Origin of the sequence: Roseitranquillus sediminis (assembly GCF_016918935.1) — a bacterium.
Lineage (GTDB): Bacteria > Pseudomonadota > Alphaproteobacteria > Rhodobacterales > Rhodobacteraceae > Roseitranquillus > Roseitranquillus sediminis.
In genome coordinates, this window is record NZ_JAFFOB010000022.1 from 44500 (window position 1) to 56226 (window position 11727).

General features: G+C 66.4%; 9 protein-coding genes. 2 read left to right on the plus strand and 7 right to left on the minus strand.

What is annotated here, in order from left to right; genetic code table 11:
- Positions 1–41: 41 nt before the first annotated feature.
- The 4 genes from JM664_RS15480 to JM664_RS15495 form a co-directional block, all read right to left on the minus strand.
- Positions 42–2804 carry a TRAP transporter permease gene (locus tag JM664_RS15480; protein WP_227420838.1) on the minus strand — a complete coding sequence of 921 codons (2763 nt, stop codon included), beginning with the start codon at positions 2802–2804 and terminating at the stop codon, positions 42–44.
- Between the two features lie 63 nt (positions 2805–2867).
- Positions 2868–3824 carry a TAXI family TRAP transporter solute-binding subunit gene (locus tag JM664_RS15485; protein ID WP_227420839.1) on the minus strand — a complete coding sequence of 319 codons (957 nt, stop codon included), beginning with the start codon at positions 3822–3824 and terminating at the stop codon, positions 2868–2870.
- A gap of 148 nt (positions 3825–3972) precedes the next feature.
- The gene (locus JM664_RS15490) at positions 3973–5301 is read right to left on the minus strand and encodes an aspartate aminotransferase family protein (protein ID WP_227420840.1); all 1329 of its coding nucleotides are present in this window, start codon (positions 5299–5301) and stop codon (positions 3973–3975) included.
- A gap of 69 nt (positions 5302–5370) precedes the next feature.
- Entirely contained in the window at positions 5371–6981 is a 1611-nt protein-coding gene (locus JM664_RS15495; protein WP_227420841.1) for an alpha-glucosidase, read from the minus strand.
- A gap of 477 nt (positions 6982–7458) precedes the next feature.
- On the opposite strand from JM664_RS15495, the gene JM664_RS15500 reads away from it, so the two are divergent.
- The gene (locus JM664_RS15500; protein ID WP_319637547.1) at positions 7459–8214 is read left to right on the plus strand and encodes an N-acetylmuramidase domain-containing protein; all 756 of its coding nucleotides are present in this window, start codon (positions 7459–7461) and stop codon (positions 8212–8214) included.
- A gap of 1 nt (position 8215) precedes the next feature.
- Positions 8216–8896 carry a hypothetical protein gene (locus tag JM664_RS15505; protein WP_227420842.1) on the plus strand — a complete coding sequence of 227 codons (681 nt, stop codon included), beginning with the start codon at positions 8216–8218 and terminating at the stop codon, positions 8894–8896.
- Positions 8897–8974: 78 nt separating this feature from the next.
- Here JM664_RS15505 and JM664_RS15510 read toward each other — a convergent pair whose 3' ends face one another.
- From JM664_RS15510 to JM664_RS15520, 3 genes are read right to left on the minus strand one after another with little or no spacing between them, the layout of a single operon-like run.
- Positions 8975–9403, minus strand: a complete 429-nt coding sequence (locus tag JM664_RS15510) for a F0F1 ATP synthase subunit epsilon (RefSeq protein ID WP_227420843.1) — start codon at positions 9401–9403, stop codon at positions 8975–8977.
- Positions 9403–10830, minus strand: a complete 1428-nt coding sequence (gene atpD / locus JM664_RS15515) for a F0F1 ATP synthase subunit beta (RefSeq protein ID WP_227420844.1) — start codon at positions 10828–10830, stop codon at positions 9403–9405. Before atpD ends, JM664_RS15510 begins: the two co-directional genes overlap by 1 nt.
- 21 nt (positions 10831–10851) lie before the next feature.
- Positions 10852–11724: a F0F1 ATP synthase subunit gamma gene (locus JM664_RS15520; RefSeq protein WP_227420845.1), complete on the minus strand. Its 873-nt coding sequence runs from the start codon at positions 11722–11724 to the stop codon at positions 10852–10854.
- Between the last annotated feature and the right edge of the window lie 3 nt (positions 11725–11727).

Below are 11727 nucleotides of genomic sequence, written 5' to 3' on the forward strand. Positions count from 1 at the left end.
CGGGGCGAACGCGCGGGCGCCGCCCCGGTTGCACCGCTCCGTCAGGCGACGGCCATCTGCGGCTGCGCCCGCCGGCGCTGCATCCAGACGATCAGCGCCAGAACCAGCAGCGCGGGGATGAACATCCAGTATTTCGACGGCTGCTCGGCCGGTGCCCGCACCAGCACGATCTCCTGGTCCCAGTCGAGCCCCGCTTCCTGCGCCACGCCGCCGAACTCGACGTTGTCGATCATCACCCGCTCGCCGTCCTGCATCAGCTCGATCCCCGCCGCCGCGATCCGTTCCGCGCCGGTCTCGCCCGCCGGTACCGGCAGCAGCGCGGTGAAGCTCACCGGGTCGCCGATCGCGTTCAGCCCGTCGATCCTCAGCCGCATCTGCTCGCCCGGACTGGCGGCCATGAACGCCTCCTCGATCTGCGCGGGCGGCAGGTCGTCCCAGGGCGGCGCCACCATGTCCATCCAGAAGCCCGGCCGGAACAGCGTGAACGCGATCAGCAGCAGCAGCACGCTCTCGTGGATCCGGTTGCGCGCCAGGAACCACCCCTGCGTCGCCGCCGCGAAGAGCAGCATCGCCACCGTCGCCACCACGAAGACGAAGATCCCCTGCCCCCAGCCAACGTTGATCAGCAGAAGGTCGGTGTTGAAGATGAAGAGGAACGGCAGCGCCGCCGTGCGCAGGCTGTAGAAGAACGCGACCACCCCCGTGCGGATCGGATCGCCGCCCGAGACTGCCGCCGCGGCGAAGGACGCGAGCCCCACGGGCGGCGTCACGTCCGCCATGATCCCGAAGTAGAAGACGAAGAGGTGCACCGCGATCAGCGGCACGATCAGCCCGTTCTGCTGCCCCAGCGTCACGATCACCGGCGCCAGCAGCGCCGAGACGACGATGTAGTTCGCCGTCGTCGGCAACCCCATTCCCAGGATCAGGCTCAGGATCGCCGTCAGGAACAGGATGGCGAGGATGTTGCCGCCCGAAAGCACCTCGACCACGTTCGCCAGCGCCGAGCCGACGCCGGTCTGGCTGACCGCGCCCACGATGATGCCCGCCGTCGCCGTGGCGATGCCGATCCCGATCATGTTGCGCGCCCCGGCGATCAGCCCGTCGAGCAGGTCCATCCCGCCCATCCGCGTCGCCGCGCCGAGGTTGCCGGTGCCGCGCAGCATCGCCATCAGCGGGCGCTGAGTCAGCAGGATGAATATCATGAACGCAGCCGCCCAGAAGGCCGATAGGCCGGGGCTCAGCCGGTCGACCATCAGTGCCCAGACCAGAACCACGACCGGCAGCAGGTAGTGCAGCCCGGCGCGGATCGTTGGCCCCGGGATCGGCAGTCTGGTAACCGGCGCATTGGGGTCCTCCATGTGCAGGTCCGCCTCGCGCGAGGCGATCCAGAGCAGCCCCACGTAGGCGGCCACGAGCAGTGCAAAGATGATGTAGCCCGCGGTCTCGGGGAAGGCCGGTCGGATCCAGCCCATGCCGTAGTAGACCGTGAAGCTGAGCGCGCAGACGGCGGCGATCGTGAAGGTGAGGCTGAGGAGCCAAGCGACCCACGGCTTAGGCTCCACCGGCCGCGGCAAGCCCTCCATCCCTGCCTTCATCGCCTCCAGGTGCACGATGTAGACGAGCGCGATGTAGCTGATGACGGCGGGGAGGAAGGCGTGCTTGACAACGTCGAAGTACGGGATGCCGACGTATTCGACCATCAGGAACGCCGCGGCGCCCATCACCGGCGGCATGATCTGACCATTCACCGAAGAGGCGACCTCGACGGCGCCCGCCTTTTCCGACGAAAATCCGACCCGCTTCATTAGAGGGATTGTGAAGGTGCCGGTGGTGACGACGTTGGCGATCGATGAGCCCGAGATCAGGCCGGTCATCGCCGACGATACCACGGCCGCCTTGGCCGGGCCGCCACGCATGTGGCCCATCAGGCTGAAAGCGACCTGGATGAAGTAGTTGCCTGCCCCAGCCTTGTCCAGGAGCGAGCCGAAGAGGACGAAGAGGAACACGAAGGACGTCGAGACGCCGAGGGCAATACCGAACACGCCCTCGGTCGTTATCCACTGATGATTGACGACCTCGGAAAGCGAGTTGCCCTTGTGCGCGATGATCGACGGCATCATTGGCCCGAGGAAGGTGTAGGTCAGGAAGACGGTCGCCACGACCATCAGCGCCGGTCCCAATGCCCGCCGCGTTGCCTCGAGCAATACGAGAAGCCCGATCACGGCGATCACGAAATCCTGCTGAATCGGCGCTCCGACCCGCTGTGCGATGCTGTCGTAGAAGAAGTAGACATAGAGCGCGGCCGCCGCGCCGGCGATCGCCAGCCCCCATTCCCAGAACGGGATGTAATCCTTGGGCGAGCCAAGGACGACCGCCGCGACGACCGCCAGGCCGATCAGCGGAATCCACCAGATCGTGGAATCGTCGCTCGCCCCGTAGATGAAGAGCACCGTCAGCAGGACGGGAACGCCCACGCCCAGCACCAGCTCGACCTTCGTGCGAGCCGCCGGATAGGCGGCGAAGGCGAGGAACAGGGCAAACGCGAGGTGGAAGCTGCGTGCCGCGGTGTCGTTAAATATGCCCCAGCCCAGGATGAATGGCAGGGGCGAGGCTATCCAGAGCTGGAACAGCGACCACGCTAGCGCGACGACGAGGATGGTGGCGCCCGCGAAACCGGTGGGCGAGCGGGCGCCGGTGTCCGACGAGGCAATGAGCTCATCGATCTCTTTCTGCGAGAGCCCCCCGTGACCGGCGGCGAGGTTCTCGACCTCGGCCGCCTGCAGCTGCTTGTCCTCGTCGGTCATGCCGGCCCCTCTCTCCTGGAGCGGCCGGCCCGCGTTCCGGGCCGGCCCGGTCGCGTCAGGCGCTCACTCGATCCAGCCCTGCTCGCGGTAGTAGCGCTCGGCGCCCGGATGCAGCGGCGCCGACAGGCCCTCCGAGACCATGTCCTCGGGCTGAAGGTTCTCGAATGCCGGGTGCAGGCTCTTGAAGCGGTCGAAGTTGTCGAAGACCGCGCTTACCACCTCGTAGACCACGTCGTCTGGCACCTCGGCCGATGTGACGAAGGTGGCCTTCACGCCGAAGGTCTCGGTGTCCTCGTCGTTGCCTGCGTACATGCCGCCCGGGATCGTGGCCGAGGCGTAGTACGGGTTCTCCTCGATCAGCTGCTGGATCGCATCGTTGTTTACGTCGACCAGTCTGGCATCGACCGTGGAGGTCGCCTCCTGAATCGAGCCGTTTGGGTGGCCGACGGTGTAGACGATTGCGTCCACGCGGTTGTCGCCCAGCGCCGCCGACTGCTCGGCCGGGCGCAGTTCGGACGCGAGCGAGAAGTCGTCCATGCTCCAGCCCATCGCATCCAGCACGATCTCCATCGTCGCCCGCTGGCCCGAGCCGGGGTTGCCGACGTTGACACGCTTGCCCTGCAGGTCCTCGAACGTCTCGATTTCGCTGTCGGCGCGCGCCACCACGGTGAAGGGCTCGGGGTGGACCGAGAACACCGCACGCAGGTCTTCGAACGCGTCGCCCTCATAGTCGGCACTGCCGTTGTAGGCGTGGTACTGCCAGTCGGACTGCGCGACGCCCATGTCCATGTCGCCCGCCTTGATCGCGTTGATGTTCGCGATCGAGCCGCCGGTCGACGGGGCGGTACAGCGGAGGCCGTGCTGGGCGGTCTCGCGATTCACGAGGCGGCAGATCGACTGACCGACGACATAGTAGACGCCGGTCTGACCGCCGGTTCCGATCGTGATGAAGCGTTCCTGTGCGGTCGCGCCTCCTGCGGCGAGCGCCGCGGCCGCCAGTGCGAAGGTGGCTGACTTCATGAACTTTCTCCCATGATACTTCCGGTCTCCGCGACCCTTTCGGGAACAGGACCTTGCGATTGGCCGAGCGTAGCATCCGTCTGCCCGGCCGCAACCTGTAACTGCCGGTGCTTGGGCGCGGTTCTCTAGACGTCGAATGGGCGCTCCGTCACCCGGCGCCGAGCGTCGTCCTCAATGCGCCTGAAAGCTTTGCGGTCAGCTCGTCGAGCTGCGCTTCCTCGATGATGAAGGGCGGCGCCAGCAAGACGTGGTCGCCGCTGCGGCCGTCGATCGTTCCCGACATCGGGTAGCAAATCAGCCCCGCCTCGAACGCCGCCGCCTTGAGCCGCCCCGCCACGCCCAGCGCCGGATCGAATGGCGCCTTGCTATCGCGATCCTCCACCAGCTCGACCCCCATGAAGAGGCCGCGCCCGCGGATGTCTCCCACGTTGGGATGCTGCCCCAGTTCCGCCGTGAGACGCTCGGCCAGCGCCTCGCCCATCCTTCGGACCCGCGGCAGCAGGCCCCGGCTCAGGATCGCTTCGACCACCGCCCGCCCTGCCGCGGCCGCGACTGGATGGCCGAGATAGGTGTGGCCGTGCTGGAAGAAGCCGCTGCCGTCGCGGATCATGTCGTGGATCTCGGCGGTGCACAGCATCGCCCCGATCGGCTGGTAGCCGGCGCCAAGGCCCTTGGCGATGCACACGATGTCGGGCGCCACCCCTTCCTGATCGCAGGCGAAGAGCGAGCCGGTGCGGCCCATCCCGCACATCACCTCGTCGAGGATCAGGAGGATGCCGTGGCGGTCGCAGATCTCGCGGATGCGGCGGAAGTAGCCCGGCGCGGGCGGCACCGCGCCGGCGGTCGCGCCGACAACCGGCTCGGCCATGAAGGCCATCACCGTCTCCGGCCCCACCCGCTCCAGCTCCGCCTCCAGCGCGTCCGCCGCGCGGCGGCCGTAATCCTCTGGGCTCTCGCCGTCGCGGCGCAGGCGGTATTCGTAACAGGGCTCGATGTGGCTCACGTCGAGCAGGAGCGGCGCGAACTGCGCCCGCCGCCACTCGTTGCCGCCGGCCGAGAGCGCGCCGATCGTGTTGCCGTGATAGCTCTGCCGCCGGGCGATCAGCCGCCCCCGCTGCGGCTCGCCCCGCTCGACCCAGTATTGCCGCGCCAGCTTGATCGCCGACTCGGTCGCCTCCGAGCCACCCGAGACGAGGTAGACCCGGTCGAGCGCTCCCGGCGCATGCTCCACCAGCAGGTCCGCCAGCGCCTCGGCGGGCTCCGTGGTAAAGAACCCGGTGTGTGCGAACTCCAATCGGTCGAGTTGCGCCTTGATCGCCTCGATGATCTCCACGTCGCCGTGCCCGAGGCACGACACTGCCGCACCGCCGGAGGCGTCGAGGTACTGCTTGCCCGACGCGTCGACCAAGTAGCAGCCGTGCCCGCCTACCGCCACGGGCGGCTGCTTTCGGCTGTGGCGGGCGAAGACGTGGTGCATAAGCGGGAGGGCCTTCAGCTGGCGCGTCGCCAGCCTATCCCCTGCTGCGGCGCGAAGGAAACCCCGTGGTCAGTCCGCGACGACCCGCACGTCCCGCTGCGTGGGCCGCATCAGCGCGAATCCGTTCGGCTCGAGATGCAGCTCGTCCCCCTCCAGCACCGCCCCCGCGGGCTCAGCCAGATCCACCGCACCGATCACCTGCACCGGCCGCGCTTCGGCCGACATGTTGAAGATGCAGAGCGTCGCCTCCTCGCCCTTCCTGCGGACGAAGGCAAGTACCGGCTCCGGCGCTTCGAGGAAATGGATGCCGCCGTGCCGCAGCTCAGGCCGCGATCGCCTGAGCGCCAGCATCGCGCGGTAGTGCTCAAGCACGCTGCCCGGCTCGCCCTCCTGCGACGCGACCGAGCGCGCAGCCTGCGGCGGCTTGACCGGCAGCCACGGCTCGCCCTCGGTGAAACCGCCGTGCGACGCGCTCCCGTCCCAGACCATCGGAGTCCGACAACCGTCCCGCCCCTTCATCACCGGCCAGAATTGCCTGCCTTCCGGATCCGTCAACTCGTGAAACTCCAGATCCGTCTGAGTCTGCCCCAACTCCTCACCCTGGTAGAGACAGACGGAGCCCGGCAGCGTCAGCAGGAGCGTGGCCGCCAGCCGTGCCACGTCGCCTTGGTGCGACCAGCGCGAGGCGTGACGAGTCACGTCGTGGTTGGAGAACGCCCAGACCGGCCATCCGTCCGGCGCCTCGTCGAAGAACCCCGCCACGCGCGAGCGGATGTGCGCGGCGCTGAAGGCCGGCCCCAGCATCTCGAAGCTGTAGGCCATGTGCAGCCGCCCGTCCCCGCGTGTGTAGTCCGCCATGATCGACGTCGATCGCTTGCCTTCGACGATCTCGCCCAGCAGCGCCCTATCGCCGTATTCGTCCATCAGCGCCCGCATCCGCTCGAGGAACTGGATGTTCTCGGGCCGCGTCTTCGAGAAGAAGTGGTACTGTGCGTCGTAGGGCTTGGCCCAGTCGACGCCCAGCAGCGCGGGGTCCGCCGGGTCGTCGCGCAGCTTCTCGTCGTGGAAGTAGAAGTTTGCGGTATCGAGACGAAAGCCGTCCACCCCTCGCTCCAGCCAGAACCGCATGCTGTCCAGCATCGCGTCCTGGACCTCGGGGTTGTGGTAGTTCAGGTCCGGCTGAGAGCGCAGGAAATGGTGCAGATAGTACTGCCGCCGCTGCGTGTCCCACTCCCAGGCCGGTCCGCCGAAGAGAGACAGCCAGTTCGTCGGCGGCGTCCCGTCGGGCAGTCCATTCGCCCAGACATACCAATCCGCCTTGGGATCGTCGCGTGACGAGCGGCTCTCCCGAAACCAGACGTGAGCCGAGGAGGAATGGCTCAGCACCTGGTCCAGCATGACCTTCAGGCCCAGCCCGTGCGCCCGCTCCAGCATTGCGTCGAAGTCGTCCAGAGAGCCGAAGATCGGGTCGATGCCGCAGTAATCGGACACGTCATAGCCCATGTCCTCCATCGGCGAGGGGAAGACGGGCGATAGCCAGACGGCATCCGCGCCGAGCCGCGCCACATGATCCAGCCGGCGGGTAATGCCAGGCAGATCACCCACGCCGTCGCCGTCGGTGTCCTGGAACGAACGCGGATAGATCTGGTAGATCACCGCGCCACGCCACCATTCCGACATGAGAACCTCCGGTGTTTCTTTTCCTGTCCTGACCTAAAGCCGTCAGGTCGAGGTCGGGTCCATGGCCGAGCCTCGCCACCAAGCCGCTTTGTCGACTGGACCCGATGCACGGAGGCGTGCGGGTTTCGGCGCCAGCGTCGGTGTTGCGGGAAACCTTCTTCAAGCGTCCGTCGCCTGAATGTGCTCTTTTCCAACCGCCGGCATCCTCGCCGCCCTGCACGGCCACCTTTGCAAGCACGGGAAAAGAGGATGCAGGACACATCAAGGACGAGAAGCGCTTTGCAATCACCGCCTGCCGAGCCCGCTTCGCCGCACGACAAGCTCGGTCAGGTCACGAAAACCATCCTTGACGCGAGGTCATCGGCTACGGGGACGATAGGCGCTCTCCATTCCGGGAGCAGGGCGATGTACCCAGTTTCGTTCATTATGCGCAGCGACCAGAATGCGGCGGCTCAACGGCTGGGTGTGCCGCTTGCGGTGATCAAGGCCGTCACGGCGGTGGAGGCGCGCGGCTCCGGCTTCATCAAGAACACCGACATGCCGTGCATCCTCTTCGAGGGGCACTGGTTCCACAAGTTCACGCGCGGCGCGTACGACAATCACTACCCGCACCTGTCCTATGCCAAGTGGACCAAGCAGCACTACAAAGGCGGACGCGGCGAGTACGACCGCCTGCTCGAGGCGATCACCGTCTCGGACGACCCGGATCCGGCTTTGAGATCAACGAGCTGGGGCCTCTTCCAGATCATGGGCTTCAACCACGAGATGGCCGGTCACGCGACCGTGCGAGAATTCGTCAACGCTATGGCGGAGAGCGAGGGCAACCAGCTCAAGGCCTTCGTCTCCTTCGTCGAGGCGGAGCCCGAGTTGGCGGAAAGCCTGCGCAGCCAGCAGTGGAGCGACTTCGCCTCGCGCTACAACGGGCCGGGATACAAGAAGAACCAGTACGACACCAAACTCGCCGCAGAATTTTCCCGCGCGCGCATCAAGCTTGACGAGGAGGCCTCAGGCGATCGCCTCGCGTTTGAGCGTGGCGATACCGCGACCCTGCAGTCCGCCCTGAACGTGGCTCTCGACGCGGGCCTCACAGTCGACGGCTGGTTCGGCGACAAGACAAGGCAGGCCCTGATCAGCTTCCAGGAGCGCGAGGGCTTGCAGGAAACGGGACGGATCGACTCCGAGACCTGCGCTCGCCTCGGCATCGACGTCAGCAGCTACAGTCTGGAGGCCTGAGATGGCAGCACCGTTCCTGGTCCCGGCAGCAATTTCTATAGCATCGGAATTCTTCCCCGTGCTGGCCACCCGGATGGGGGGACAGCGGGGACGAAAGCTGGCCGAGGACGTTATCGACATCGCCGCCACCGTCGCCGGGACACCGCGCGACGCGGACCCCCGCGACATCATCGCGAGCCTCAAGAAAGACCAGTCAAAGGCGGCGGAGGTGCGGCTGCGGCTGGAAGAACTCGATCAGGAAGAGCACCAGCGGGTGGTCGAAGACCGGATGGACGCGCGCCGCTATCAGGAGAGGGCGGGTCGCAAGCGGGGCGACTGGATGCTGATCGGCGTCATCACCGGCCTGGTCTCCTGCATCGCTGCCGTGATCTTCGGAGACCTGGACCCCACGACGTCGCCCGCGGCGATCGCACTGTTGACGACGATCGCCGGCGCACTTCTAAAGATGCTGAGTGATGCTTTCGCCTTCGAGTTCGGTTCATCTTCGGGCTCAAAGGAGAAGACACAGCACATCGAAACGATCCAGCGGCAGTTGATCGAGACGGCGCGGGAAAACCAGCGCGAACTGAACGCAACCCGCAATACGCCGCCGCGCGCTACGTCGCCCAGCGGCCCGCAGGCGCAGCAGGCGTCGGCCGGGCCACGCGACTTTGTGGGCGAGCTCTTGCAGATGAGCACCTGAGAATCTCCCGGGTCCTCGCAAGCAAGAACGGCCGGAGCTGGTCCGGCCGTTCATTCGCTCAGTCTGATTACAGGGCTTTCAGAGGTTCGGCTGCTCGGGGTCGAGCCCGATATGGGTGCCCACGGCAACCATGTCGGCAACGAGCTTCGCCGCCTCGTCGACCCCGTCCTCCTCACGCTCCCGAGCGGACTTATGGACCTCAGCCGCCTCGCGAACCATGGCGTTCATCACGTCGCGGGTGACCTCGTCACGCGGCAACGCCCGTTCCGCCAGAACCGTCACGCCATCCGCACCTATCTCGGCGAAGCCTCCCGTTACGACGAATTCCTGCTGGCCGCCCTGAGCCTCAACTCGCAGGAGACCGGGCCGCAGGCTCGTGATCGTGGGCGCGTGCGACGCCATTACCGTCATGTCGCCTTCCGCGCCCGGCACCATCACCGACGTCGCCTCGACCGACGTCAGGCGTCGCTCCGGCGAGACGAGGTCGAACTGGAACGTGTCAGCCATCAGGCGGCGTCCGCGGCCAGCTGTTCGGCTTTCGCCTTCACGTCGTCAATGTCGCCGACCATGTAGAATGCCGCCTCTGGCAGGTGATCGAACTCGCCGGCGACGACGCGCTTGAAGCTGTCGATCGTCTTTTCAAGCGGCACCTGCACGCCGGGCGAGCCGGTGAACACCTGCGCCACGTCGAAAGGCTGGCTGAGGAAGCGCTGGATCTTTCGCGCGCGGGCCACGGTCAGCTTGTCCTCCTCGGAGAGTTCGTCCATCCCGAGGATCGCGATGATGTCCTGCAGCGACTTGTAGCGTTGGAGAATCCCCTGCACGTCGCGCGCCACCTGATAGTGCTCCTCGCCCAGAACGGCTGGGTCGAGGATCCGCGAGGTCGAGTCCAGCGGGTCCACCGCCGGATAGATGCCGAGTTCCGAGATCGCACGGCTCAGAACGGTGGTGGCGTCGAGGTGCGCGAACGAGGTCGCCGGCGCCGGGTCGGTCAGGTCGTCCGCCGGCACGTAGATCGCCTGCACCGAGGTGATCGAGCCGGCCTTGGTCGAAGTGATCCGCTCCTGCAGCGCACCCATGTCGGTTGCCAGCGTAGGCTGGTAGCCCACGGCCGAGGGAATACGACCAAGAAGCGCCGACACCTCGGACCCCGCCTGCGTGAATCGGAAGATGTTGTCGACGAAGAACAGAACGTCCGAGCCCGACTGGTCGCGGAACTGCTCGGCGAGCGTCAGGCCAGTGAGGCCGACGCGGGCGCGGGCGCCCGGCGGCTCGTTCATCTGGCCGTAGACCAGCGCCACCTGGCTTTCGGAGAGGTTGTCGGGCTTGATGACCTCGGACTCGATCATCTCGTGATAGAGGTCGTTGCCCTCGCGCGTGCGCTCGCCCACCCCTGCGAAGACCGAGTAGCCTGAGTGCACTTTAGCGATGTTGTTGATAAGTTCCATGATGAGCACGGTCTTGCCGACCCCGGCGCCGCCGAAAAGGCCGATCTTCCCGCCCTTCGAGTAGGGGGCCAGAAGATCGATGACCTTGATGCCGGTCACCAAGATCTCTGACGAGGTCGCCTGCGCCGCGAAGGTCGGGGCTTCCTGGTGGATCGCGCGACGCTCCTCGGCGTCTACCGGACCCTTCTCGTCGACGGGCTCGCCGATGACGTTCAGGATCCGCCCGAGCGTCGCCTTGCCGACCGGCACCATGATCGGCTCGCCCGTGTCGGTCACGCGCGCGCCACGCACAAGGCCCTCGGTCGCGTCCATGGCAATCGTGCGCACGGTGCTCTCGCCAAGATGCTGCGCGACCTCGAGGACGAGGCGCTTGCCGTTGTTCTCGGTCTCGAGAGCGTTGAGGATCTCGGGCAGGTGGTCGTCGAACTGAACGTCGACGACGGCGCCGATGACCTGCGTGACCTTACCTGTTGCTCTGTCTGCCATCCTTCGTGTCTCCGGGTTCGGTCAGAGCGCCTCGGCGCCCGAGATGATTTCGATGAGTTCCTTGGTGATCGCCGCCTGACGCGAGCGGTTGTACTCGATCGTCAGGTCCTCGATCATCTCGCCGGCATTCCGCGTCGCGTTGTCCATGGCGCTCATGCGCGCGCCCTGCTCGCTCGCCGCGTTCTCGAGCAGCGCCGCAAAAACCTGCGTGGCGACCGCGCGCGGAAGGAGGTCGGCGAGGATGCCCTCTTCGCTGGGCTCGTAGTCATAGACGGTTGACGTATCTGCCGCGTCCTCGTCGAACTTCGCAGGGATGATCTGCTGCTCCGTCGGGACCTGATTGATCACCGACTTGAAGGTCGAGTAGTAGATCGTCGCCACGTCGAACTCACCATCGTCGAAGCGTTTCAGGATCTCCTGCGCAATGCCTCGAGCGTCGTCGTACCCTACGCGCTTGACCTCCGTCAGGTCGATATGACCCACGAACTTGTCAGCGTGATCCCGGCGCAGCATGTCGCGCCCTTTCCGGCCGACCGTCAGAATCTTGACCTGTTTGCCCTCGCCGAGGAGCTTCTCGACCCGGTAGCGCGCGAGACGCGTGATCGACGAGTTGAACGCGCCGGCCAATCCGCGCTCGGCGGTCATCAGCACGATGAGATGGGTCCGGTCCGAGCCGGTGCCGCGCAGCAGGCGGGGCGCAGTGTCGCTGCCGCCCACCGAGCGAGCGAGACCGGCCATGACCGACTGCATCCGCTCGGCATAGGGACGCGCCGCCTCCGCCGCGTCCTGCGCGCGGCGCAGCTTGGCGGCGGCGACCATCTGCATCGCCTTGGTGATCTTGCGCGTCGACTTGACGCTCCCGATCCGGTTTTTGAGATCCTTGAGGCTGGGCATCTA